Raw genomic sequence first — 23,060 nt, forward strand, 5'->3', positions numbered from 1 at the left:
TGTCTTAAAATGAGACTGTTGTGTTTCATTATTTTTGATTGCTGCCTAAATATTTACCAGAATAACCTTAGTACGATTCTGCTCATGGCAGGAACTGCCGGGAAGAGGGAAGCAGGGGATAAACGGGGCGGGCATGCCCCACCCCTTCGATGAATCAGGCGGGCCATGCCTCGCCCGCACTTATACTAACGGTTTCAGCTCAAGGCCGTAAGCCACGCCGTTGACGTAGACCTTCAGCACCTTATTAGCCGTACCCGTCTGGGTGCTCGCCAGCGTCTTGCCCTGCAGCAGCAGCTCGTTGTCATGATTAAAACCAAAGCCCACGCTGTTATTACCCACCCAGTGCTGGTGATAGACATTGGTGTCGGTCAGCGCCGCTTCCAGCGTGGCGCTCTCCTCCGGGGTGGCGGCGCGGTAGCTTTTGTTAAACATAAAGTGCACGCCACCGGTATAGCGGTCGTTGGCGTTGGTATCCAGCAGAGCGACCACGTTAGAGAGCTTGGCCAGCTTCACATACAGCTTCGTGTGCGAGCTGCTGCTGCCCGCCTGCAACATCACCCGCTTCACCGGGCTGGCTCCCTGGCCGGACCAGCTGGAGATAAACCCGCGCGTGACCTTTTGGATAAAGATATCCGCAGCGCCCTCGGCGGTGTTTTCACTGAAGCCAAGCTGCGGGACATCTTGCTTGGTAAAGGTGGCAGAGCCGATGACGCGCAGATGCGCCTGGAAGGAGTTTTGCGTCAGCAGCAGCTCGCCGACATAAAACCATTTTTCATCGTTGCCGCTGTTAAACATCCGGTCGGGCGAGGTCAGATACTGATAATTCAGCGAGCCGTTAATTCTGACGCCGTGGTTTTCAATACGCACATCACCCTGCTCATAGAGCGATATTGCCTCCCAACGCTCTCCGCTCTGGGAAAAATCCATAGCGGTGAAGGCCTTGCCCTCGGCATCCTTATTGTTTTGTTCATTGTGCTGCAGGTTGATAATGCGACTGTAATGGCACTTCAGCGGCGCTTTACAGGTTTCAATGTTCAGCCCGTTAATCGTCCAGTGGCCGTTGGCAATGGTGCCCGGATCGTCCGAGTGCTCAATCCAGCCATTCCAGATAAATGACTGCCCGGAGCGCTGCAGGTCGATCGCCGGTTTTTCTTTACTGCGCTGAATATTGAAGTTGGTCAGCTCAATGGCAGTGATGTGATCCCATTTCCCCTGGGGATTATCAGACCAGGTGGCGTGGATCACCGAGTCATAGCAGTCGCGGGCGTACCACTGGTCGATCTTACAGTCGAGCGTGTCGAGCATGCTGATGGATTTGCCGCCCATGTTATAGAACATCACGCAGGAGACGCGGACGAACTGGCCGGCTTCGACGATATTCTGATAGAACCCCTTAGTATTTTTAGCTTTGTTATTTTCGCCGTCGATAATCAGGCTGGAGATCTCGGTATAGCGCGCTTTAACCTTAAACATCACCTCGCCATCTTTTCTATCGGAGAGCAGGGTGGTGGCAGGCAGATAGCCAAAGGTCACGGTCTGGCCCGATACGCGGAATTTAGGCGTTTCCGGGGTGGCGTCGGAAATATCAAATTTTGACATCATAAATTTCCCGGCAGGGAATTTAATGCCGATTTCCGGGTTATATTTTTTTGACCAGGCCCACATATATTTTACAGCATCGATACAGTCAGTTTTACCGTCCGCCAGCGCGCCAAAATCCACCACGGTCAGGGCGTTGTGATCGGTCAGTGCACGCTTCCAGCGCGCCCCTTTAGCCGTGACGAAATTCACGCCGTTATCATCGGGCGTGGTGGTATCGCTGATATCATAAACAAACACCCCGCCGCCCATTTTATGATTTTCGCTGTACTCCAGCACCACCGCGAGCTCACCAACGGCGGTAGGTTCGGTCTGGCGCAGGTCGGCCACGGTGCGGCAGGTGGTGACGGCACTATTGCCGCCGGTGGCTGAAGTGAGTTCCATCACCACTTTGCCAAACTCTATTGCTTTGCCGCTGGTGTCATAAACCTTCAGACTGTTTCCGCTGGTGGCAGCAGTGACGGCTTCATTACTGGCAGGACTGGCAGGTTTTTTAGCTGGCATCTTATTTCCCAGTGAATATAACGTGAATGGATACAATCCACTAAAGTATATTCCGGGAAGTTTTTTGCATCATGGCAGGGCCAGCGTTAATAAAATAAATCAGCAGAATAAGACACCAGTCTGGCGTTATTCTTATTCTGCAAAAAATATTACCAGATTATCCTTAGTACGATTCTATTTACGCCAGGGACTGACGCCACGGCAGCGCTGAACGCGCTTCTACCGCCCAGGCGCGCACGCCGTCGCGCTCCTGCTGAAGAAAGTCGGCTACCGCATCGTGCAGGCCGGGGTGGCGCAGCCGATGCCACGACTCGGTCAGGACCGGTTCAAACCCGCGGATCAGCTTATGCTCGCCCTGCGCCCCGGCATCAAAGCGCTGCAAACCGTGGGCGATGGCGTACTCCATCCCCTGCCAGAAGCAGGTTTCAAAGTGCAGGCGGTTGAACTCCTCCAGACAGCCCCAGTAGCGGCCGTATAAGGTATCGCCATCCACCAGGCTGAAGGCCATCGCCACCGGGTCGCCGTGCTGGCTGGCAATGATGACGCGGATGGCCGCGGGCATGCTTTGCGCCAGCAGGCTGAAGAACAGCCGCGTAAGATAGGGCTGGCGACCGCGGACGAGGTAGGTGTTGGCGTAGCAGTCGTAGATAAAGTCCCACTGCGCCTCGCTCAGCTGCGCGCCCTCATACCAGGCAAACTCCACGCCCTGGCTGGCGACCAGCTCGCGCTCTTTGCGCAGCTGTTTGCGCTTGCGTGAGGTCAGCAGATCGAGGAAATCCTGAAAGTCGCGAAAACCGCGGTTGTGCCAGTGGTACTGGCAGCCCAGGCGCGGCAGCCAGCGTTCATCACCGGCTAAATGCTGATGCACGCGCGCATCGCTAAAGTTGATATGCGCGCTGTACAGCGCCTGCTGTTCAAGAAACTGCGGCAGCGCCTGCAGCAGCCGGGCGCCCGCGTGTTCATTCCCCAGCAGGCGCGCGCCGCTGACCGGGCTGAACGGCACCGCCGACAGCCACTTGGGATAATAAGGAATACGCGCCCGCTGGCTGGCTTCGGCCCACGCGTGGTCGAAGACGTATTCGCCCATCGAATGGGTTTTGGTATAGCCGGGCATCGCCGCCAGCACCTTATCCCCCTCGCACCACAGCAGATGCTGCGGCTGCCATCCCGTGGCACGGCTGACTGAGCCGCTCTCCTCCAGCGCCGATAAAAAGGCGTGGCGCATAAACGGCTGGGCATTCGGGGTCAGGGCATCCCACTGACTGGCCGGGATATCGGCCAGCTGCGTCAGAAGGGTCAGGGACATCGGCGTACTCCGCGTGCAGAACTCAAACCCCTAAACTGACGCTTTTTCCTGCGCGGATCAATCGCTTCTCTGCTTCTGCTGCATGTAAAGAACCTCATACTCATTCTCATTATCATTTGGCTTTGCTATTCTTGGGCAACTTATGCGCGCTGTGCCGCGCACGGCTTACCGGTTTAAGGGCGGATTTATGGCGGATGTTCAGGGTTATCGCTTGTTCAATGTAGTACTGGCACGCAAGCAGGTACTCTCTCCTTCGATGCTGCGCTGTGTGTTCAGCGGTGACGAGGTGCGCCAGATGAAGTTGGACGCGCCGGACCAGCGCATCAAGCTGCTGTTCCCGTCGATCAACGGCACGCCTGCCACGCTGACCGATGAGGGCGAGAAGACCTGGTGGGAAAAAGTGCGCGCGATGCCGCAGGAGACGCGCCCGATTGCCCGTACCTACACCCTTCGTCACCTCAATGCCGGGGCGGGTGAAGTTGAGGTGGAGTTTGTGATGCACGGCACCGAAGGCCCGGCGTCTGCCTGGGCGCTAAACGCCGAGCCGGGCGCGCCGCTGCAATTGGTGGCGCCCAACCGCGCTTGTCCAACCAGCAGCGGCGGCTATGAGTGGGACCCGCATCCGGAGGTGGAGCGCGCGCTGGTGGTGGCGGATGAAACCGCGCTGCCGGCGGCCAGGGCGATCCTTGAACAGCTGGCCGGGTGGCAGAACCCGCCGCAGCTGCAGCTGTTCCTTGAAATGCCGAAACGCGGCGACTGCGTCGATCTCAGCCACTATCGGTTTGCCGAGGTCCACTGGCTGCCGCGTGAAGAGAGTGGGGCATCGCACGGCGAAGCGCTGCTGAGCGCGGTAAAGCAGCAGGTTAAGCTGCCGGAAAGTGCGCTGGTGCGCGGCGAACTGCATGAGGAGCAGGATGGCGATATCCTCTGGGATCGCGCCGACAGCGGCGACAAGCGCTTCCACGGTTGGGTGGCCGCCGAATCCAGCGCCGTTAAGCAGCTGCGTCGCTATCTGATTGGCGAACGCGGCCTGTCACCGGAGTGCATTAGCTTTATGGCTTACTGGAGCCGTGGCCCGATGCGCCACGATTAACGCACCATCAACTGCGGGCTGACATTTTTCAGCAGGTCGTAGAACCAGGTTTTGGCGGTGATATCGCCAATCTCGGTATGGCCATACAGATAAACTTCCAGATTTGGCAGCTCAAACGGCAGCTCGATAATGCGCCCGTTGCCGCGCGCGACGTAAATCTTCGCCGCGCTGGTCGGCAGCGTCACCAGCAGCTCGGTGGCGGCAATCACTTCGCCTAACGCCGCAAAATGCGGCACTTCCAGCGCGATTTTGCGTTCAAAACCGTACTCGCGGATGCGCTCCTCCACCATGTAATGCCCGCTGATGGTAGACACGATAATGTGCTGTTCTTCCAGATAGCGCTGCAGGGAGAGCGTGTTGCCGATGCGCGGATGCGCCGTGTTGAGCAGGCAGACATAGCGCTCATCCATAATGCGGTCGCGCTGCGCCAGCGAAATCGTCTCGTTGCGGCTGCACAGCGCCGCGTCAATTTTCCCGGTTAGCAGCCACTCATCCAGCTTACGCATCTCGACGGGGATGACTTCAAGGCGCACGTTGGGCGCAATTTCACGCAGGTGCTTTACCAGCCGTGGCAGCAGCAGCAGCTCCCCGAGATCGGACAGCGCGAGGGTGAATTTGTGAAAAGATGTTTCCGGGGTGAAGCTACGGGTATCCGCCACCGCTTTTTCTATCCCGCTCAGCGACTTCTTAAATACCGCATAGAGCTGGCTGGCAACCGGGGTAGGCAGCATCCCCTTGCGGCTGCGTTTAAACAGCTCATTTCCCGTTTCATCCCGCAGCCGGGCTAGCGCGTAGCTGGCCGAGGGCTGGGTGATAAACAGTCTGTTAGCGGCGGCGCTGACGCTTTGCGTTTCAAAGATGGCGATAAACACCCGCACCAGGTTGAGATCCATCATGGCTGACATATAGTTGAATCCTATAATTGGAGATTCATATTATCTATTTGAACTATTTTAATCCTTCACCTAATATCCCTTCCATAATTATTTGATATGTTCTTTCATTTTTTTCATATTGCTATAAAAAACATATAAATCAATAAAATAACTAACTTGTTGTTCCGTTTTACCCAAAATAATTCGCGTGCAGGCAGGCGGCTATAGCCAACGCACCTGCGGCTTGAAGTATGGGGGGTAAGGCAGGAGTGGGCGCTTTCTGTCGCCTATCATCGCGGAGTATCCATAATGAAACATGAAATTGTCGACGTCATCGTTGACTGGATTGACGATCACCTGGAAGAGGGCCTCAACATTGAGGCGGTCGCGGCGAAATCTGGCTACTCAAAGTGGCATTTGCAGCGGGCATTTAAAGAGCAGAAAGGCATTACCCTGGCGACGTTTATTCGCAGCCGCCGCCTCGACCAGGCCGCGCAGTGTCTGGTCAGCTCGACCAAAAGCATTATGACCATTTCGATGGATCTCGGTTTCTCATCCCAGCAGTGTTTCCAGCGGGTGTTTAAAAAGCACTTCAACGTGACCCCGCGCGATTACCGTATCCAGCACCGTCAGTACCACTAAGTTCGGGAAAATCATGCAACAGCTTGTTAAATCAGCCATCGTCGTCGCGCTGTTCAGCGCTTGTGCCACCGCTCAGGCCGCCGAAGGGATCAACCACTCAGCGGCCAGCACCCAGGCCGACACGCCTTTCAGCTACGAGCGCCAGCTGCAAAAGGTGATGCGCCCGATTAACGACCTGCTGCCCCCTGACGACGTGCAGGAAGGGCAGGCGTCACGCTCCTGAGAACGTAAAATCGCTTAAATTCCGCTGTTTATCAGCGCGCGTCTTGAAAAAGTGCATACTGCATCGGCTATACTGTGCGCCCTGTTGAATTGCGAACTGGATGCTATGGAACGTTTCGTCGAAAACCTGATTTACTCTGCGCGCTGGCTGCTGGCACCGATTTACCTCGGGCTGTCGCTGGGATTGGTGGCGCTCGCCATTAAGTTTTTCCAGGAGCTGTTCCACCTGCTGCCGCACGTGCTGGAGATGTCGGAAAATGACATGGTGCTGGTGCTGCTTTCGATGATCGACATGACGCTGGTCGGCGGCCTGCTGGTGATGGTGATGCTGTCCGGCTATGAGAACTTTGTGTCGAAGCTGGATATTGGCGAGCACAAAGAGAAGCTTAACTGGCTGGGCAAGATGGACTCCGGCTCGCTGAAGAACAAAGTGGCGGCCTCGATTGTGGCGATTTCATCCATTCACCTGCTGCGGGTGTTTATGGATGCGAAGAATATCCCGGATAACAAGCTGATGTGGTATGTGATTATCCACCTGACCTTCGTGCTGTCGGCGTTTGTGATGGGTTACCTGGACAGTATGTCGCGCAAAGAGAAAATTTAACGCTATTCGCCGATCGGCACGGGATGCCCCGGCATTTGTGATCGGCACGGGTTGCCCCGGCATTTGTAGGGGCTGACCCTCTGTTTCGGTCAGCCCGCTAGCACGGTGCCAACCATCGGCACCGGTCGCCCCGGCATTTGTGATCGGCACGGGTCGCCCCCTACGACATTGCCCGGCGTCGGTTGCTGACGGCGCCGAACGCCACAACCAGCAGGGCGCCCACCGCACCGGCAATCCAGTGGATATAAGGGATAGCCGCAGTATAGCGTAGCGCCGCCGGGTCACTCACCAGCATGGTGCCGGCTATCCAGCCAATCAGCGCGCCGCCGACGATGACGATAAACGGGAAGCGCCCCAGCAGCGTCAGCACCAGCTTACTGCCCATCACGATAATCGGGATGCTGATCAGCACGCCGAACGACACCAGCCAGACATTGCCCTTACCCGCTGCGGCCACCGCCAGCACGTTATCCAGCGACATCACCACATCGGCCATGGTAATGGTCAGCACGGTTTTCCACAGGCGGCTGTCGCTGGCGACGTGCGCTTCCTCTTCTTCGTTCGCCACCAGCTTAAAGCCAATCCACAGCAGCAGCAGCGCGCCGACAATCTTCAGCCACGGCACCGCCAGCAGCTGCACGGCAATCACTAACAGAATCACCCTGGCAACAATCGCCCCCAGCGTGCCGAGGATAATCGCCTTCTTTTGCATCTGCGGCGGCAGCTTGCGGCAGGCCATGGCAATCACCACGGCATTATCGCCGCCCAGCAGCAGGTCAATTAGCACGATTTGCAGCAGGATGATGGCAATATCGAAATGTTCAAACCACATAAGCACTCAGTCAATTTACAGGGAAATATACCCTTCATACTTCAAGCTGCAGGTGCGTTGGCTACAGCCGTTCACCCCAGTCACATAGCTATCTATGCTCCTGGGGACTCACAGCTTTGCCGCCTTCCTGCAACCTGAACTATTTTGGGTATGATAAAGGTCAGCGGCGGAACTCATCGGCGCTAATCTGGTACTTCTTGAGTTTATTATATAATCCGGCACGTGACAGCCCCATTAACTGAGCCGCCTGGCGCAGGTTGCCGTTCAGCGAGTCGAGCGTGGTGATGATATGCGCCCGCTCGTGGGCGTCGAGCCTGGCCGCCGGCTGCGGTTCATGACGGCTGGCACTGCCCGGCTGCGCGCGCTGCGTCACCTCATCCGGCAGGTCCTGCACGTCAATAAACAGCCCATTGTTCATATTGATCACCCGCTCAATAATATTTTCCAGCTCGCGCACGTTGCCTGGCCAGTCGTAGCGGGTCAGGGCGTCCATCGCCCCGGCGGTGAACTGCACGTTGACCTTTTTCAGCTGGGTGCAGACTTTCTCGCGGAACCACTCGGTCAGCGCCGGAATATCGCTGCTGCGCTCGCGCAGGGCCGGGATCGCAATCGAAATCACATTCAGCCGATAGTAAAGGTCGCGGCGGAACGCGCCGCTCTCCACCGCGTTGATCAGATTGCAGTTGGTGGCGGCAATAATACGCACGTTGACCCCGATCGGCTGCGACGCGCCGATGCGCACCACTTCACTCTCCTGCAGCACGCGCAGCAGGCTGGTCTGAGCCTCCAGCGGCATATCGCCAATCTCATCGAGGAACAGCGTACCGCCCTCCGCCAGTTCAAACTTGCCGGCGGCACCGCCGCGGCGCGAGCCGGTAAATGCACCGTCGGCATAGCCAAACAGCTCGCTCTGCACCAGGTCCCGCGGCAGCGCGCCGCAGTTAACGGCGATGAACGACTCACCGCTGCGCGGGCTGTCGTTGTGGATAGCCTGAGCAAACAGCTCTTTGCCGGTGCCGCTTTCGCCGGTCAGCAGTACCGTGCTGTCGCTGCGGCAGCAGCTGCGCGCTTTATCCATCGCCGCCTGTAGCGCCGGGGCGCTGCCGCACAGCATCTCGAAGGTGTAGCTGGCGCTGGTGCCCATCACCCGGCGGGTAATTGCCCGGATGCGCTGGTTCTCCCGCAGGGCGATCACCCTGCCGCCGCCCGGTGCGGGCATCACCGACACCAGGCAGGAGACGCGCTGATTGTCTGCCGGCACAAACACCACCTCGCGGTCATTGCAGAAGGTCATGCTGGCGAGGCGAGCATTCTCCGGGTTGAGCACCTCATCCACCGGCTGCCCGGCGCGCACCCCGCGGTGGAAGATCTGGCGCGCATAGCGGTTAATGGTTTTGATCGTCCCGCGCCGATCCAGCACGATCACCCCTTCGTTAAGCGTTTCGAGGATCGACTTCTGCTCCGCCAGCAGCGCGCGCAGGATCAGCTGCTGTCCAACCGCTTCGGCGGCGGCCTGCACGGTGCCGAGGGTGTGATAGTGAAAGTTATCCTGGCTGGCGGTCAGCGTCAGCACTCCGATCATGCGGCCTTCGGCATCGCGGATCGGGGCGGCGGCGCACTGCAGATGGCGCTCGCGCAGGGCGATTTTCCAGTTTTCGCCGCTCAGCAGATAGACCAACCGCTGCTGCTCCAGGCAGCGGCCGGTGCAGTTAGTGCCAAGCTCAGACTCGCGCAGGATGCTGCCGACCGGGGTGAGATCGCGCCCGCAGCAGGAGAGCGTCACGCCCTGCGCATCGGTCAGATTAATGTGGCCGTCCGGGTTATACGCCAGCAGATTTTCCATAATGCTGCCCGCCACCGCGATCAGTTCCCCGTTCTCCGCCAGGATCTGCTTCAGCTTCGCCTCCGGGGGAGAGCGGTAGGCGAAGTGCGCGGGATGAATTCCAGCGGCGCGGCTGCTCTGCCAGGAGCGCAGCACCTCAGGGCGCAGGAATTCCGGCTGCTCACCGTGATTAAAATCCTGCCATGCCTGCTCCAGCAGGCTGTCCCAGCGGCTGGCCTCCTTTCCTTCCGGCAGGCTCATCTTGCCATCATATTCAGCCTGAATGACGCCGGCGAGTTCTGGTCGATTCATCGTGTTCTCCCCGCTATTGGAATGTCCATTTTATCGACATGTAAAGTTGACATGTTTTTTTTATGTTCATTCTGTGAGCGAGGCGGACAGAGAAACGCGCGCAGCGCGGGACTCTGCACTCTGGCATAGCGTTTGCTTATGTCTGTTAAAGCCGCATCAGCAGGCGAACCAACCAGAGGGAAATCACGATGTCAGCAACAGATAACAGCGTACGAGTGGGATTAATTGGCGCCGGGCGCATGGGGAGCTTCCATGCCGCTTCGCTGGCGCAGAAGGTGCCGGGAGCGGTACTGGCGGCGGTGGCGGACTCGGTTGCAGGGGCGGCTCAACGCCTGGCAGAGCAGCTTGGCGCGGGCAAGTATTACAGTGAACCGCAGGCGATGCTCGACGACCCGGAGATTGATGCGGTGCTGATTGCCACTCCGGCGCGGACCCACGCGCAGCTGGTCGCGGCGGCAGCGCGCGCCGGTAAACATGTGTTCTGCGAAAAGCCGATGGCTATCACGCTGGAAGAGGCTGACCACGCCATCAATGCGGCAAAACAGGCAGGTGTGGTGCTGCAGGTCGGCTTCAACCGCCGTTTTGCCCGCGGCTTTGCTGCGGCGCTGGCCGAGATCAAGGCCGGAGATATCGGCTCCCCGCAGCTGATCCGTTCGCTGACCCGCGACCCGGCCCCGCTGCGCGACCCCAGCGGCATCCCGCCCTGGACCATTTATCTGGAAACGCTGATCCACGATTTTGACATGCTGCTGCACTGCAACCCCGGCGCGAAAGCGGTGGAAGTTTACGCCATCGCCGACGCGCTGGTGCGCCCGGATTTTAAAGATAAGGGGCTGCTGGATACCTCCGTGGTCACCATCCGCTTTGATAACGGGGCCATCGCGGTGGCCGACGCCAGCTTCCAGGCGGTTTACGGCTATGACGTACGCGCCGAGGTGTTCGGCAGCAGCGGCATGCTGCAGATGGGCAATATCAACGTGAATAACTGCGTGCGCTACGGCGCCGCGGGGATCTCCATCGACACCTCGCGCCAGGATACCGACCTGCTGGCCGAGGCCTATATCGCCGAGCTGACCGAGTTTGTGCGCTGTGCCGCCACGGGTGAGACCCCGCGTGCCAGCGGTGAAGACGCGCGTAACGCGCTGCAAGTGGCGCTGGCCTGCATCGCTTCAGTCCAGCAGGGTAAACCTGTTCAGCTAAGAGGGGTATGACAATGGCGGACTATCGTCTGTCGGTTTCGGCCGAAATGGTTTTTCTTAATTTGCCGTTTATTGAACGCGTGCAGCGCATTCACCAGCTGGGTTTCGCCGTGGAGATCTGGCACTGGAACAACAAAGACATTGACGCGCTGGCGGCAACGGGCGCGACCTTTACCTCGATGACCGGTTACCTGACGGGCAACCTGACGGACGATGCAGAGATCGAGGCACTGCTGAGCAGCGCTGAAGCGTCGCTGGCGGTGGCGGCTCAACTCAACTGCCCGAGCCTGAACCTGCACGGCACCGGGCTGGACAACCGGGGCCTGCCGGTCAAGCCGGTGGAGGTGGTGACCGGGGAGATGTGGGTAAAAGCGGTGCGCACGCTGGAGAAGCTGGCGGCACTCGGCGAGAAAGCGGGCAGGGTGTTCACGCTGGAGAACCTCAATCTTGCCGTCGACCATCCGGGCACGCCGTTTGCCCGCGCCGCCGACACGCTGGCGCTGGTGGAGGCGGTCAACAGCCCGTATCTGAAGATGAATCTCGACCTGTATCACGCGCAGATCGGCGAAGGCAATCTGATCGCGCTGATACAGCGCAGCGGCAACGCCATTGGCGAAATTCAGGTGGCGGACGTGCCGGGGCGCTGTGAGCCGGGCAGCGGCGAGATTAATTATCGCGCCATCGCCAAAGCGCTGCGGGCGATGAACTATCGGGGGGTGATTGCGCTGGAGGGATGGGCATCCGGGGAGAGTGAAGAGGCCCTGGCACGTTTTAAAGCGCACTTTGAGTCATGAAGCAGTGATGCGGCCAGCCCAGGCCGCTTTTTTTAGGCCCGGCGCAGTCGCTTTGATGTCGGTTAATGCATAAAAAATAATAACTTACCTCTAGCTACAGGAATTTTATGATGAATATGAAAAAGAGCGGATTGTTGATTCTGGCGCTTGCCGTCGCCCCCGCTTCCCAGGCGAAAGATCTGCGTATCGGCGTGGCGCTGGCCAACTTTGACCTTAACTTTATCTCCATCCTGCGTACCCAGATGGCGAAAGAGATGGAGAAAGAGCAGATTCAGGGGCAGTTTGAGGATGCCAAAGGCGATGTGGCCGTGCAGGTGCAGCAGGTCGAAAACTTCATCAACCAGGGCGTGGACGCGATTATCCTTAATCCGGTGGATACCCAGGGCGTTAAGCCAATGATGGACGCGGCAAAACGCGCCAATATTCCGCTGATCTTCGTTAACCGCAAGCCGGAAGTCGAACTGAGCGGTAAAATGGCCTACGTCGGCTCTGACTCGCTGCTCGGCGGGCGCATGGAGATGGAAGCGCTGGCAAAAAGAATGAACTATAAGGGCAATGTCGCGATTCTGATGGGCGCGCTGTCGGCGGAAGAGGCGCGCCAGCGTACTAAGGCGACCGAAGAGGTCATTGCCAAATACAAAGAGATGAAAGTGGTGGAAAAGCAGTCCGCCCAGTGGATGCGTAACGAAGCCGTTGATGTCACCTCCAGCTGGCTGCTGTCCGGCGATAAAATTGACGCGATAGCCGCCAATAACGACGAAATGGCCATCGGCGCGATTATGGCGCTTAACCAGAGCGGTAAAAAAGATATTCTTGTCGCCGGTATCGACGGTACCCCGGATGCGCTGCAGTTTATTAAGAGCGGCAAGCTGGCGTTAACCGTATTCCAGGATGCCGCCGGGCAGGGCAAAGGGGCGGTGACGATGGCGAAGCAGGTGCTGGACGGTAAAAACGCCGATAAGTTTATGTGGATCCCCTATCAGGTGGTCACGCAAGAAAACTACGCCGAGTTTAGTGCCAAAAACGTTAAGTAACGCCTGCGGGTCCCGATCCCAGGACCCGCAACTCTCGCATTCCGTTTTTTCTTCCCGTAACAGCTGAAAAAAGTGTGACGCCTGTAGCAATTTTTAGGCGTAGTGCATATTATTTCGCCACTGAGTGCGCCTGCTTGCCGCTCAACATCCATTACCCTGTTTTCTGTTGAGAATTCTGGACATGCCCGATGATTAGTCGCCGCCGGTTATTGCTGGGGAGTGGCGCGTTTATGCTTGCCATGAGCACCGATAAATTGTTTGCCCGCCAGGACTTCTATCCGCTGTGGCCCGACGAACCCCCGGGCGGTGGCGGTCCGAGCGGAGCATTGCGTATTTCCGCTAACGGCTCGTGGTCCAATATCGTCAGCCCGGGGATCCAGCGCTTTCTGCCGGAGAACCCCAATGGCAAAGCGGTACTGATTGCCGCGGGCGGCGGCTATCGCTGGATTGGCATGGGGCGCGAGGGCTGGCCGGTGGCGCGCTGGCTCACCAGCAAAGGCTTTACCGCGTATGTGCTGAGCTATCGGCTGCCCGGCGAACACTGGCAGGCCGGTAATCTGGCACCGTTGCAGGATGCGCAGCGTGCGATCCGCCTGGTGCGCTCAATGGAGCCGCACGTGCATCTGCTCGGCTTTTCTGCCGGCGGGCATCTGTTCGGCATGGCGGCCGCGCGGCCTGATTTCGCGTCCTATGCGCCGCAGGACAGCCTCGACCAGATCGTGCCGAAGGTCGACAGCGTCGGGCTTATCTATCCGGTGATCACCCTCGAACCGCCATATACCCATACCAATACGCATCTGTCGATGGTGGGCAAAAATCCGTCCCCGGCGGAAGAAGCAAACTGGTCGGTGCAAAACTACGTTACGCGCGCCTACCCCCCCACTTTTCTCGCCCAGGCGGAGGATGACCGCACCTCGAACCCGGAAAATAGCGTGATCATGCACGATACCTGCCGCAAGGCCGGGGTTCCGGTGCAGATGATCCGTATTTCACAGGGCGGGCACGGTTTCGGTCTGGGTAAAGCGGGCACTCCGGCGGCGATTTGGGATGAAGCCTACGCGGTGTGGCTGGCGGCGCGTGCGGGTTGACCGAAAAAGAGGGTCAACCCCTACGGGAGTTGTAGGGGGCAACCTTTTTTTCCGGTCGCCCCGTGCCGATGATTTCCGGTCACCCCGTGCCGTCAGATTAGATCTGTTGCAGGAACGCCAGCAGGTCCTGATTCAACTGCTCCTGGTGGGTAACGGCGAAGCCGTGCGGGGCGTTGTCATACACTTTCAGCTCGGCGCCTGTGATCATCTCTGCGGCCAGCTTGCCGGTGGCTTCGAACGGCACAATCTGGTCGTTGCTGCCGTGGATCACCAGCGTCGGCACGTTCACTTTTGCGATATCCGCGCGGAAATCGGTCTCGGCAAAGGCGGTCACGCAGTCGATGGTGCCTTTCAACGAGGCCAGCAGCGCGATATTCAGCGTCTGCGTTAGCACGCCATCGGAGACGGTTTGCCCGGCATTAATGCCGTAAAACGGCGTGGCAAAATCTTTGATAAACTGCGCCCGATCCTGCCGTAACCCGTCGCGAATACCGTCAAATACGGCCTTTTCCACCCCTTCCGGATGATCGGCGGTTTTACCGAAGATCGGCGTGACCGCCCCCAGCAGCACCAGCGCGGCAATGCGTTCGCTGCCGTAGTTGCCGATATAGCGCGACACGTCGCCGCCGCCCATTGAGAAACCGACCAGCGTCACGTCGTGCAGGTCGAGGTGGGTGATCAGGTCGTTGATATCCGAAGCAAAGGTATCGTAGTCATAGCCTTCCCACGGCTGATCCGAACGGCCAAAGCCACGGCGGTCAAAGGCGATAACGCGGTAGCCGCGCTCGGCAAGGAAATTCATCTGGCTGTCCCACATATCGGCATCCAGCGGCCAGCCGTGGCTGAACAGGACCGGCTTGCCCGTGCCCCAGTCTTTGAAATAAATTTGCGTGCCGTCAGCCGTGTTAAATGTGCTCATTCTGTCTCCTCAAAGGGTGAATGTGGTGAAGTAGTCGCTATCGTGACTCCCCTAAAAAGTATAGTGACAAGGCAACAATTTTGAAGCACAGCCGGGCAAACGGCATGGCCGCCAATTATGCCTACAGGCTGGAGCACAAAGCCCCGGCGGTCCCAGGAGTTAACTACTGGCTTTATGCGTTCGTATAAGGCCTTTTTTTTATCTATTTATACATTTAAAGCTCATAAGTGACATATGGCACGCGCGATAGACTAATATTGAGATATATTATTAAGTCCTCAATTTTTAAGGGTCAAATATGAGCCATCAGAAACCCTTTGTTATCTCCTTGAAGCTGCAAACCATCGCCACCCAGCTCAATGAGCTTAAGCAAGAGTTGCAGCAGGCAGAGCAGGATCAGCTTTCGCAGCTGGCTCAGCATAAAATTACATCGCTTGCGGCGCTGGGAGCCCAGCTGAATGAGAGGCGTAAAGCGCTGGGCCTGGATATTGCTACGCTGGAGTTGCAAACCGGGATCTCAGCCTCGACTCTCAAGCGCCTGTTTAAAGATCCTGAGCAAGTGAAGTTTGGCAGTGTCTATGCGGTAGCTGCCGCGCTGGGAGTGTCACTGTGCGCCGTCGTTTAACGGTGTGGCTGTACGATGAGGCCGTCGGCGTGCTTTCTCAGGAAGACAACGGCTACCTGTTTGCCTACCGTCCGGATTATTTTGGCCCGGCACTGTCACTCAGCCTGCCGGTGAGTAAAGGAAGATTCCCCAGCACCACGCTGCACCCGTTTTTTGTTTCTTTGGCCCCGGAGGGCTGGCTGAAAATGCGCTACAGCCAGCTACAAAAAATTGATGAGCAGGATCTGCTCGGCTTGCTGCTGCATAACGGTGAGAACCTGATTGGCGCGGTACGCATCAGCGCTGAGGAAACATCATGAATCGGTGTCGAATCCTGCTGACCCGGCTGGAGTCGGAGGCAGAACAGACCTCAGGCTATTCAACCAGGGGGATGAAAAAACTGACAGGGAGCGCGCGCGTTGAGCCCTATCTGGGCTTTACCCGGACGCAGTTCGTACAGCAGTTGCCGCAGCAGCAGCGGGGTATGAGTATCTCGGGTTACCAGCCGAAACTGCAGCTGGTATTGCGGCAGCGCGACTTTGCCGTGGTGGGCTATCAGGGCGACTACATCCTTAAGCCATCACCCGTTGAGTTTCCCCATCTGGCTGAAAATGAACATGCCACCATGACCTTGATGGCACGCCTCGGATTCGACGTACCTGCGCACGGACTGCTGCCCTTCCGGCCTGAACACCCGGATGATGACATTGAATATGCTTTCGTTATCCGTCGTTTTGACCGCGACAGAGAGGGTCATGCACTGCATCAGGAGCCGCTGGATGCGGCGATGAACGTCGGTGAAAAGTACGGGAAATACCGCGATGACGGTCTTCCGTGGGTAAGCTATCAGCAGATCGCGCAGTTCCTCATTCAGCACGTCAACGATAACCTGGCGTTTAAAATCGACCTGCTGCGGCGCATTATTTATGCTTATCTACTGGGCAATAACGATATGCATCTGCGCAACTTTGGCCTGCTGCATCCGCGTGGCGCTGCGCCACAGTTGTCGCCTCTGTATGATTTTGTCTCGGTGGCGCCTTTCTCTGCTTATTTTCAAAGCAGCTATCTGGCACTGCCTCTGCTGGCCTGTGAAGAGGGCGGCAGAGAGCTGGCGGCTGGATTCACCACCCAGTATGGAGAGTATCTCGGGATGGATTTCCTGACACTCGGGCTGATTATGGGGCTGAGCCGCAAGCTGGTGGTTGCACTGCTCGCTAACTTGCTGAAAGAGCAGCAGCAGGTGGAAACGACCTATAACGAATCATTTATGCAGCCAGAAGCGGTGGCCGCCGTGTTGCAGTGTTATCGCCAACGCCTGAGCCGCCTGCAAATAGTGGATGAGCCAGCGCTGTAAGTAGCGGGTCAGGCGTGCCTGACCCCTACGCTTATTTGTGAGCCGCCTCGGTTAACTCAATGGCAGAACGGATTTCAAACAGCGTCTGTGGCATATAAGACACTGCATAAACCAAGCCGTCGCTTTTAGGGCTTGACGGGCTAACTAAATCAGGATGATTTATTATGATTAAAATTGAATCGTTTATGAGGCATCCGTTTTGGGGCAATCAAACACACGCGTCGTTACTGCGCATGTACCGATTGAAATGGCAGAAAAGCTGGACCTGCTGGCGACGAGCTATGATCGTTCCACGGGGTGGTTGGTGAAGCAGGCAATACAAGCCATGATCGATCAGGAAGAGCGGCGCCATCAGATGACGCTGGAAGCGCTGGCTGCGGTAGATGAGGGGCGTGTCGTTGCCCATGATGACGTGATGAAATGGGCAAATAGCTTAAGTACGGACTCGCCGCTGGCGCTGCCAAAAGCTGGACGTAAGTAATGCATTTTGTCTGGACGGAACCCGCCATCGAAGATGTAGAATGCGTTACCTGGCCGCGTAGCGGTTCGGCGTTAACCCAACATATAGCACATAAATTTGTAGGGGCGGACCTTCTTTTTCGGTCCGCCCGCTGTGCGATCACACATCGGGCAGCACGCGCTTTTGGCTCCGGTAAATTTGTTCTATTCTGTGGAAAAACCGTTTCATTTACCGGAGCCTCCGCGCTGAATTCATAATGAAAAATACCGTGCCAGCGAAGCAGACCCAGAAAGCCACCGCCAGCGATGTTGCCCTGCTGGCTGGCGTATCGAAGTGGACCGTGCTGCGGGCGTTTAAACCCGATGCATCTATCTCGCCGCTGGCGCGCGAAGCCGTACTGGCCGCCGCGAAAAAGCTCGGCTTCCGCCCTAATCTGCTGGCGCGCAGCCTGAAGCAGCGCAAAACTCACATTATTGGCGTTGTCGCCGACGAGTTTAGTAACCCTCATACCCTGAAGATGCTGAATGAAGTGACGCGCCAGCTCAACGCGCGCGGCTATATGGCGCTGCTGCTGAACGTCGATTCTGAAGCGAACTACCACTCGGTACTGCAGATGGCCGGGCAGCTGCAGGTGGATGCGCTGCTGTTCCTCGCCACGATTTTCAGCGACGAGCTGATTGTGGCGATGGAAGAGCTGCATCAGATCCCCAGCATTCACGTGTGCCGCAGTACCGATAACGCGGATATCGAAGTGGTCAGCGTTGACGGTTTTGCTGCGGGCGCAGAGATCGGCAGGCTGCTGCTGTCGCAGGGCTATCAGCGCTTCGGCTATATGAAGGGGCGCGACACGGCGTCGAGCCAGCTGATGCGTATGGAAGGCTATGCCGCGGCGCTGGATGCGGCGAAGAAGCCGCTGGATAAGGTGCTGGTGGCGGGGCATTACGACCGCGAGCTGGCGTACCAGCAGATGATGGCCTATCTGAAACGTACGCGCGCTGCGGAGCGCATAGAGGCGCTGTTCTGTGAGAATGACGTGCTGGCATTTGGCGCGATGCAGGCGATCCGCGACTTCGGCGAAGGGGCGCATATCGGCGTGGTGGGGTTTGACGATGTCGGCGAGGCCAGCTCGTCAATGTGGAGCCTGACCACCTGGGCGCAGCGCTGCGACCTGCAAATCGCCGAGGCGCTGAACCGCCTGCTGGACGATCGCGCCGATGAAAATGGCGCATGGAGTCAGGGCGAGCTCCAGGTTCGCCACTCGCACCTCAGCCGCGTGGCCCACGGTGCGCTGCATAAATGCGGCTGTGCCAGCCGCAGCTGAAGAGGCGCTGGGTCGCGATCAAAAAAGCCAGCAGGATCCTGCTGGCTTTTAGTGTTTCAGCGTCTACTTAGCGCATCGTCACGAACTCTTCCGCACCGGTCGGGTGGATCGCCACGGTGTTGTCGAAGTCTTTCTTGGTGGCGCCCATCTTCAGCGCCACCGCGAAGCCCTGCAGCATTTCGTCCATGCCGTAGCCGATGCCGTGGATGCCGACAATCTTCTCATCGGCACCGACGCACACCAGCTTCATGCGGCACGGCTGGCGATGCTGGGTAACGGCGGTATACATCGCGGTAAACGCCGATTTGTACACTTTCACCTGGTCATCACCAAACTTCTCACGCGCTTCCGGCTCGCTCAGGCCGACCGTGCCGATTGGCGGGTGGCTGAACACCACGGTGGGCACGTTGCTGTAGTCCAGATGCTCGTCCGGCTTGTTGTTAAACAGGCGCTCGGACAGGCGACGGCCCGCCGCGACTGCGACCGGGGTCAGCTCGACCGCGCCGGTGTTATCGCCCACCGCGTAAATCCCTTTTACATTGGTGTTCTGGTATTTATCAACGCTGATGTAACCCTTTTCGTTCAGTTTCACGCCGGTCACATCAAGGTTCAGGTTGTCGGTCATCGGCTCACGGCCAATCGCCCACACCAGGCAGTCCACGGTCTGCTCTTTACCGTTTTCCAGCTGTAAGGTGAGGCTACCATCGGCATTTTTCACTACCGCTTTCGGGATCGATTCGGTGTGCAGCGTCGGGCCTTCGGTGTTCATGACTTCCACCAGCGTGTCGACGATCAGCGGATCGAAGCTGCGCAGCGGCGCGTGTTTACGCACGAACAGGTGCGTTTCAGAACCCAGCGCGTTGACCACACCGGCAATTTCGACGGCGATATAGCCTGCACCGACGACGGCGGTGCGTTTTGGCAGCGCCTGCAGCTCGAAGAAGCCGTCAGAGTTAATGCCGTATTCCGCGCCTGGGATGTTTGGCTGGCTCGGGCGGCCGCCGGTGGCGATCAGAATATGGTCGGCGGTAATCTTCTCGCCGTTCACTTCAACGGTGTGTGCATCAACAAAGCGCGCGTAGCCTTTAATCACGTCGACTTTATTTTTGCCCAGCACGTTGTCGTACGAGCTGTGGATACGGTCGATATAGGCGCTGCGGTTTTTCACCAGCACGTCCCAGTTGAACTGGTTTACGGTGGTATCAAAGCCGTAGTCCGGGCCGTAGTTGTGGATAGCTTCGGCGATCTGCGCCGCGTGCCACATAACTTTCTTCGGAACGCAACCGACGTTCACGCAGGTGCCGCCGAGCTCTTTTGCTTCAATCAGTGCACACTTCTGTCCGTACATGGCCGCACGGTTAATGGAGGCGATACCGCCGCTGCCGCCGCCGATGGCAAGGTAGTCATAATGTTTGGTCATCGAGTCTTCCAGTTCAGTAAGTGAGTTAAATCAGCTGGCGTAGAGTGTAACGCTACAAGGTGAAAAGCCGCAAAGGTTGCGTCTATGATTGTGATAGCCTCATACCGATTATCATTGTCACTTTTCGCTAAAGGATGACAGTTATGCATCTGCAGTTTTTAGGCACCGGGGCCGGTACGCCGAGCCGCGAGCGCAACGTCACCAGCATCGCGCTGGATTTACAGGGGGTGCGTAACGCCACCTGGCTATTTGACTGTGGCGAGGGCACCCAGCATCAGATCCTGCGCACGCCGATCAAGCCCGGTAAGATCGAGAAGATATTCATTACTCATCTGCACGGCGATCATATCTTCGGCCTGCCGGGGCTGCTGACCAGCCGATCGATGAATGGCTCACTCGAACCGCTGACCCTTTACGGCCCGGTAGGGATTAAAACCTTTGTTGAAACCACCCTGTCATTAAGCGGTTCGTGGGTCACCTTCCCGCTGGAGATTGTGGAAATAGGTGCGGGGGAGGTGTGCAATGACGCGCATTTTCGCGTGACGGCTTACCCGATGACGCATCCGGTGGAGTGCTACGGCTACCGTATTGACGAGCATGACAAACCCGGCGCGCTGGATGCGGCGAGGCTGGCGGCGCACGGCGTGCCTGCCGGGCCGTACTTCTATGACCTGAAGCATGGCCGCAGCGTGACGCTGGACGATGGCCGCACCATAAACGGCTGGGAATATGTCGGCGAGCCGATCAGGGGGCGCAGCCTGGCGATTTTCGGTGATACAGCCCCCACGGCGGCGGCGCAGCAGCTGGCAGCGGATGTCGATGTGATGGTGCATGAGGCGACGCTGGAAATTGCCATGAAAGAGAAAGCCAACAGCCGTGGGCACTCCACCACCGTACAGGCGGCGCAAGTGGCGCAGGAGAGTGGCGCAAAGCGGCTGATTATCACGCATCTTAGCTCGCGCTATTTACGTCATGACAGCGAGCGCCTGCTGGCAGAGTGCCGGGCGGTGTTTGCCGCCACCGAGATGGCGCATGATTTCGCGATATTTCAGCTGTAGGGGGCGGGCATGCCCGACCTGGGCGAGGCAGGCGTCGCACTTCAGCTGTAGGGGGCGGGCATGCCCGACCTGGGCGAGGCATGCCTCGCCCCTACGCGATCGGGTGGAGGTTAACCGCAGGCGACACCGTTATTCCGGCACAATCCAGCTGACTTTATGGTGGCCGGTGCCTGACGGTACCAGCACTTTCTGCAGCCACGGCAGCACGTTGTTCATCTGCTGCTCCAGCTTCCACGGTGGGTTAATCACCACCATCCCCGAGGCGGTCATCCCGAAACGGTCGCTGTCCGGACGCACGCCCAGCTCAATCTGCAAAATACGGCGAATGCCGGTGGCCTGCAGCTCGTTAAACATACGTTTGATCTGCTGGCGCAGCACCACCGGATACCACAGCGCATAAACGCCAGTGCCGAAACGCTTATAGCCTTCCTGAATCCCCTGCACCACGGCCTGATAGTCACTTTTCATTTCGTACGGCGGGTCGATCAGGATCAGACCACGGCGCGATAGCGGTGGCAGCTTGGATTTCAACTGCTGATAGCCGTCGGCACGCGCCAGGCGCGCGCGGTCATCCTTCTGGAACTCATTGCGCAGCATTGGGAAGTCGCTGGAGTGCAGCTCGGTCAGCTGCAGCTGGTCGTACTCGCGCAGCAGATGGCGGGCGATCAGCGGTGAGCCAGGGTAATAACGCAGCTTGCCGCCCGGGTTGTAGTTTTTCACCACGCTGATATACGGCTCCAGCTCGGTCGGCAGGTCGTCCTGCTGCCAGATACGCGCAATGCCCTCCAGATACTCTCCGGTACGTTCAGCGTGCTCGCCGCTCAGCAGATAGCGCCCGGCACCGGCGTGGGTGTCGAGGTAGAGATAGGGTTTATCCTTCTCATTCAGTGAGCTGAGGATCAGGCTCTGCACGGTGTGTTTGAGAACGTCGGCATGGTTGCCTGCATGGAAACTGTGGCGATAACTGAGCATGTATTAGGAAATCCGGGAAGGTAAAAGCGAGCGTGCCGCCAGTGGGCGGCACAGGTTGCGGTGATTATAGCGAAAACGGGTTAAAAAAGCGCGATCAGGCAGGGATTCGTTGCCACATTGGGTAAGTAAAGAACAGCAGGTGCAGCAGATTAAAGCTGAAATGCACCAGGGTAGAGACCCACAGCCGCCCGCTCCACAGCCAGGCAAGCCCGTAGATCAGCCCGGCCAGCGTGGCGAAGAACACCAGCAGCAGCCCGCCGGAGAAGTGCACCGAACCGAACAGCAGCGCGGCGATAAACAGCGCACGCTTGTCGCCCAGCAGCTGGCTTAGCCGCTGCTGGATATAACCGCGAAACAGCGCTTCTTCCGCCAGTGAGACAAAAAACAGATTGGCCAGCATAAAAGAACCCAGCCACTCGGGCAGGTGCGGTTCCACCTTCAGTCCCCCGGCAAAGGTGGCCAGCAGCAGCAGCAGCGGCATTGACATCAACAGCACCAGCCACCACAGCCCGTTGGCAGGTGGCTTCGAAGGCCGCTTAAGCAGGGTCGGCAGGCAGGCCAGCAGGATAAACGGCACCAGCGCCTTGTCGAGGTTGTAATAGAAGGTAAACGGTGCGCTCTGTGGCCCGGCGCGCACCCCGGATTCGATCAGCTGATTGTTGAAGCCCGGAATCGTATGCAGCATCAGCGCAAAGGCGCTGACCACCAGAATAATCTCCCCCGGCAGGGAGAACGCAGAAGGCTGCTTGTGCGTACCGGAATAGACAGCAACAAAGCCAATGACGATCAGCGCCACAATAGCCGGTGGCATTAACACCTGCTCAAAGATGGCAAGGCCCAGCGCGATGGCCAGCAGCACCAGTGCGCTGCGATGATAAAACGGCAGGAACAGTAGCGATGCTGCCAGTACGTACCACATATAGACACTCCCTGTTTGTAACGAAGTAATACGGCGTATTAACGCCGGGGAGTATGCAATGTGTCTCGGGTGGTGGCAAAGCGGAAAGTGCGGTCAGAAACAGGGCG

General features: G+C 57.9%; 23 protein-coding genes. 14 read left to right on the plus strand and 9 right to left on the minus strand.

Annotated elements, in window-relative coordinates:
* Positions 1-180: 180 nt before the first annotated feature.
* Both ID864_RS19105 and ID864_RS19110 read right to left on the minus strand, forming a co-directional pair.
* Positions 181-2,103, minus strand: coding sequence for a hypothetical protein (locus tag ID864_RS19105; RefSeq protein ID WP_191150223.1), 1,923 nt, complete (start codon positions 2,101-2,103; stop codon positions 181-183).
* A 178-nt stretch (positions 2,104-2,281) separates the two neighbouring features.
* Entirely contained in the window at positions 2,282-3,409 is a 1,128-nt protein-coding gene (locus tag ID864_RS19110) for a GNAT family N-acetyltransferase (RefSeq protein ID WP_099753339.1), read from the minus strand.
* Between the two features lie 187 nt (positions 3,410-3,596).
* Between ID864_RS19110 and ID864_RS19115 the strand changes: the two genes are divergently transcribed.
* A complete protein-coding gene (locus tag ID864_RS19115; RefSeq protein ID WP_048916884.1) occupies positions 3,597-4,502 on the plus strand; it encodes a siderophore-interacting protein in 906 nt (301 codons plus the stop codon).
* Here the strand turns inward: ID864_RS19115 and ID864_RS19120 are convergent.
* Positions 4,499-5,407: a LysR family transcriptional regulator gene (locus ID864_RS19120; RefSeq protein WP_099753337.1), complete on the minus strand. Its 909-nt coding sequence runs from the start codon at positions 5,405-5,407 to the stop codon at positions 4,499-4,501. The genes ID864_RS19115 and ID864_RS19120 overlap by 4 nt on opposite strands.
* A gap of 279 nt (positions 5,408-5,686) precedes the next feature.
* On the opposite strand from ID864_RS19120, the gene ID864_RS19125 reads away from it, so the two are divergent.
* The 3 genes from ID864_RS19125 (at position 5,687) to ID864_RS19135 (ending at position 6,845) form a co-directional block, all read left to right on the plus strand.
* A complete protein-coding gene (locus ID864_RS19125) occupies positions 5,687-6,019 on the plus strand; it encodes a helix-turn-helix domain-containing protein (protein ID WP_048917798.1) in 333 nt (110 codons plus the stop codon).
* A gap of 13 nt (positions 6,020-6,032) precedes the next feature.
* Complete coding sequence (locus tag ID864_RS19130; RefSeq protein ID WP_187498855.1) at positions 6,033-6,242, plus strand: hypothetical protein; 210 nt, start codon at positions 6,033-6,035, stop codon at positions 6,240-6,242.
* 105 nt (positions 6,243-6,347) lie between these two features.
* A complete protein-coding gene (locus ID864_RS19135) occupies positions 6,348-6,845 on the plus strand; it encodes a TIGR00645 family protein (protein WP_048917796.1) in 498 nt (165 codons plus the stop codon).
* Positions 6,846-7,005: 160 nt separating this feature from the next.
* Here ID864_RS19135 and ID864_RS19140 read toward each other — a convergent pair whose 3' ends face one another.
* Positions 7,006-7,677, minus strand: coding sequence for a TerC family protein (locus ID864_RS19140; RefSeq protein ID WP_048917795.1), 672 nt, complete (start codon positions 7,675-7,677; stop codon positions 7,006-7,008).
* Positions 7,678-7,837: 160 nt separating this feature from the next.
* A complete protein-coding gene (locus ID864_RS19145; RefSeq protein ID WP_099753336.1) occupies positions 7,838-9,811 on the minus strand; it encodes a sigma-54-dependent Fis family transcriptional regulator in 1,974 nt (657 codons plus the stop codon).
* A 188-nt stretch (positions 9,812-9,999) separates the two neighbouring features.
* Here ID864_RS19145 and ID864_RS19150 point away from each other — a divergent pair, with 188 nt between their 5' ends.
* The 4 genes from ID864_RS19150 to ID864_RS19165 all read left to right on the plus strand — a co-directional run bounded on the left by ID864_RS19150 (position 10,000) and on the right by ID864_RS19165 (position 13,926).
* On the plus strand, positions 10,000-11,022 hold the full coding sequence (locus ID864_RS19150) for a Gfo/Idh/MocA family oxidoreductase (RefSeq protein WP_191150224.1): 1,023 nt from the start codon (positions 10,000-10,002) through the stop codon (positions 11,020-11,022).
* Between the two features lie 2 nt (positions 11,023-11,024).
* Positions 11,025-11,804: a TIM barrel protein gene (locus tag ID864_RS19155; protein ID WP_048917792.1), complete on the plus strand. Its 780-nt coding sequence runs from the start codon at positions 11,025-11,027 to the stop codon at positions 11,802-11,804.
* Between the two features lie 110 nt (positions 11,805-11,914).
* A complete protein-coding gene (locus ID864_RS19160) occupies positions 11,915-12,838 on the plus strand; it encodes a sugar ABC transporter substrate-binding protein (RefSeq protein WP_191150266.1) in 924 nt (307 codons plus the stop codon).
* A gap of 188 nt (positions 12,839-13,026) precedes the next feature.
* Positions 13,027-13,926: an alpha/beta hydrolase gene (locus ID864_RS19165; RefSeq protein WP_166643143.1), complete on the plus strand. Its 900-nt coding sequence runs from the start codon at positions 13,027-13,029 to the stop codon at positions 13,924-13,926.
* 97 nt (positions 13,927-14,023) lie between these two features.
* Here the strand turns inward: ID864_RS19165 and ID864_RS19170 are convergent, their stop codons facing one another.
* On the minus strand, positions 14,024-14,845 hold the full coding sequence (locus ID864_RS19170; protein ID WP_048917789.1) for an alpha/beta fold hydrolase: 822 nt from the start codon (positions 14,843-14,845) through the stop codon (positions 14,024-14,026).
* A 298-nt stretch (positions 14,846-15,143) separates the two neighbouring features.
* On the opposite strand from ID864_RS19170, the gene ID864_RS19175 reads away from it, so the two are divergent.
* From ID864_RS19175 to ID864_RS19195, 5 genes are all read left to right on the plus strand, one after another.
* A complete protein-coding gene (locus ID864_RS19175; protein ID WP_099753333.1) occupies positions 15,144-15,470 on the plus strand; it encodes a helix-turn-helix domain-containing protein in 327 nt (108 codons plus the stop codon).
* Positions 15,455-15,769 carry a HipA N-terminal domain-containing protein gene (locus tag ID864_RS19180; protein ID WP_048917788.1) on the plus strand — a complete coding sequence of 105 codons (315 nt, stop codon included), beginning with the start codon at positions 15,455-15,457 and terminating at the stop codon, positions 15,767-15,769. The genes ID864_RS19175 and ID864_RS19180 overlap by 16 nt, the downstream gene beginning before the upstream one ends.
* Positions 15,766-16,803, plus strand: a complete 1,038-nt coding sequence (locus ID864_RS19185; protein ID WP_048917787.1) for a HipA domain-containing protein — start codon at positions 15,766-15,768, stop codon at positions 16,801-16,803. The genes ID864_RS19180 and ID864_RS19185 overlap by 4 nt, the downstream gene beginning before the upstream one ends.
* Before the next feature lie 199 nt (positions 16,804-17,002).
* Positions 17,003-17,284, plus strand: coding sequence for a CopG family ribbon-helix-helix protein (locus ID864_RS19190; RefSeq protein WP_191150225.1), 282 nt, complete (start codon positions 17,003-17,005; stop codon positions 17,282-17,284).
* Positions 17,285-17,519: 235 nt separating this feature from the next.
* Complete coding sequence (locus ID864_RS19195) at positions 17,520-18,584, plus strand: LacI family DNA-binding transcriptional regulator (protein WP_048917786.1); 1,065 nt, start codon at positions 17,520-17,522, stop codon at positions 18,582-18,584.
* A 67-nt stretch (positions 18,585-18,651) separates the two neighbouring features.
* On the opposite strand, the gene gorA is transcribed toward ID864_RS19195, so the two are convergent.
* Positions 18,652-20,004: a glutathione-disulfide reductase gene (gene gorA, locus ID864_RS19200; RefSeq protein WP_062818508.1), complete on the minus strand. Its 1,353-nt coding sequence runs from the start codon at positions 20,002-20,004 to the stop codon at positions 18,652-18,654.
* A gap of 143 nt (positions 20,005-20,147) precedes the next feature.
* On the opposite strand from gorA, the gene rnz reads away from it, so the two are divergent.
* Entirely contained in the window at positions 20,148-21,062 is a 915-nt protein-coding gene (gene rnz / locus ID864_RS19205) for a ribonuclease Z (RefSeq protein ID WP_191150226.1), read from the plus strand.
* Positions 21,063-21,191: 129 nt separating this feature from the next.
* Here the strand turns inward: rnz and ID864_RS19210 are convergent, their stop codons facing one another.
* Complete coding sequence (locus tag ID864_RS19210; RefSeq protein WP_048917783.1) at positions 21,192-22,034, minus strand: 23S rRNA (adenine(2030)-N(6))-methyltransferase RlmJ; 843 nt, start codon at positions 22,032-22,034, stop codon at positions 21,192-21,194.
* A gap of 94 nt (positions 22,035-22,128) precedes the next feature.
* Positions 22,129-22,953, minus strand: coding sequence for a CPBP family intramembrane glutamic endopeptidase (locus ID864_RS19215; protein ID WP_048917782.1), 825 nt, complete (start codon positions 22,951-22,953; stop codon positions 22,129-22,131).
* Positions 22,954-23,060: the final 107 nt, after the last annotated feature.

The sequence above is a fragment of the Erwinia aphidicola genome (assembly GCF_014773485.1).
Classification (GTDB): Bacteria; Pseudomonadota; Gammaproteobacteria; order Enterobacterales; family Enterobacteriaceae; genus Erwinia; species Erwinia aphidicola.

Excerpts from the sequence above, each read along its gene's own strand:
- ID864_RS19105 (WP_191150223.1), bottom strand. The coding sequence starts at position 2,103 with ATGCCAGCTAAAAAACCTGCCAGTCCTGCCAGTAATGAAGCCGTCACT.
- ID864_RS19175 (WP_099753333.1), top strand. The coding sequence starts at position 15,144 with ATGAGCCATCAGAAACCCTTTGTTATCTCCTTGAAGCTGCAAACCATC.
- ID864_RS19165 (WP_166643143.1), top strand. The coding sequence starts at position 13,027 with ATGATTAGTCGCCGCCGGTTATTGCTGGGGAGTGGCGCGTTTATGCTT.
- ID864_RS19215 (WP_048917782.1), bottom strand. The coding sequence starts at position 22,953 with ATGTGGTACGTACTGGCAGCATCGCTACTGTTCCTGCCGTTTTATCAT.
- ID864_RS19130 (WP_187498855.1), top strand. The coding sequence starts at position 6,033 with ATGCAACAGCTTGTTAAATCAGCCATCGTCGTCGCGCTGTTCAGCGCT.
- ID864_RS19170 (WP_048917789.1), bottom strand. The coding sequence starts at position 14,845 with ATGAGCACATTTAACACGGCTGACGGCACGCAAATTTATTTCAAAGAC.
- ID864_RS19120 (WP_099753337.1), bottom strand. The coding sequence starts at position 5,407 with ATGTCAGCCATGATGGATCTCAACCTGGTGCGGGTGTTTATCGCCATC.
- ID864_RS19140 (WP_048917795.1), bottom strand. The coding sequence starts at position 7,677 with ATGTGGTTTGAACATTTCGATATTGCCATCATCCTGCTGCAAATCGTG.
- ID864_RS19135 (WP_048917796.1), top strand. The coding sequence starts at position 6,348 with ATGGAACGTTTCGTCGAAAACCTGATTTACTCTGCGCGCTGGCTGCTG.
- ID864_RS19125 (WP_048917798.1), top strand. The coding sequence starts at position 5,687 with ATGAAACATGAAATTGTCGACGTCATCGTTGACTGGATTGACGATCAC.
- rnz (WP_191150226.1), top strand. The coding sequence starts at position 20,148 with ATGCATCTGCAGTTTTTAGGCACCGGGGCCGGTACGCCGAGCCGCGAG.
- ID864_RS19160 (WP_191150266.1), top strand. The coding sequence starts at position 11,915 with ATGAATATGAAAAAGAGCGGATTGTTGATTCTGGCGCTTGCCGTCGCC.
- ID864_RS19110 (WP_099753339.1), bottom strand. The coding sequence starts at position 3,409 with ATGTCCCTGACCCTTCTGACGCAGCTGGCCGATATCCCGGCCAGTCAG.
- gorA (WP_062818508.1), bottom strand. The coding sequence starts at position 20,004 with ATGACCAAACATTATGACTACCTTGCCATCGGCGGCGGCAGCGGCGGT.
- ID864_RS19195 (WP_048917786.1), top strand. The coding sequence starts at position 17,520 with ATGAAAAATACCGTGCCAGCGAAGCAGACCCAGAAAGCCACCGCCAGC.
- ID864_RS19115 (WP_048916884.1), top strand. The coding sequence starts at position 3,597 with ATGGCGGATGTTCAGGGTTATCGCTTGTTCAATGTAGTACTGGCACGC.
- ID864_RS19185 (WP_048917787.1), top strand. The coding sequence starts at position 15,766 with ATGAATCGGTGTCGAATCCTGCTGACCCGGCTGGAGTCGGAGGCAGAA.
- ID864_RS19155 (WP_048917792.1), top strand. The coding sequence starts at position 11,025 with ATGGCGGACTATCGTCTGTCGGTTTCGGCCGAAATGGTTTTTCTTAAT.
- ID864_RS19145 (WP_099753336.1), bottom strand. The coding sequence starts at position 9,811 with ATGAATCGACCAGAACTCGCCGGCGTCATTCAGGCTGAATATGATGGC.
- ID864_RS19150 (WP_191150224.1), top strand. The coding sequence starts at position 10,000 with ATGTCAGCAACAGATAACAGCGTACGAGTGGGATTAATTGGCGCCGGG.
- ID864_RS19210 (WP_048917783.1), bottom strand. The coding sequence starts at position 22,034 with ATGCTCAGTTATCGCCACAGTTTCCATGCAGGCAACCATGCCGACGTT.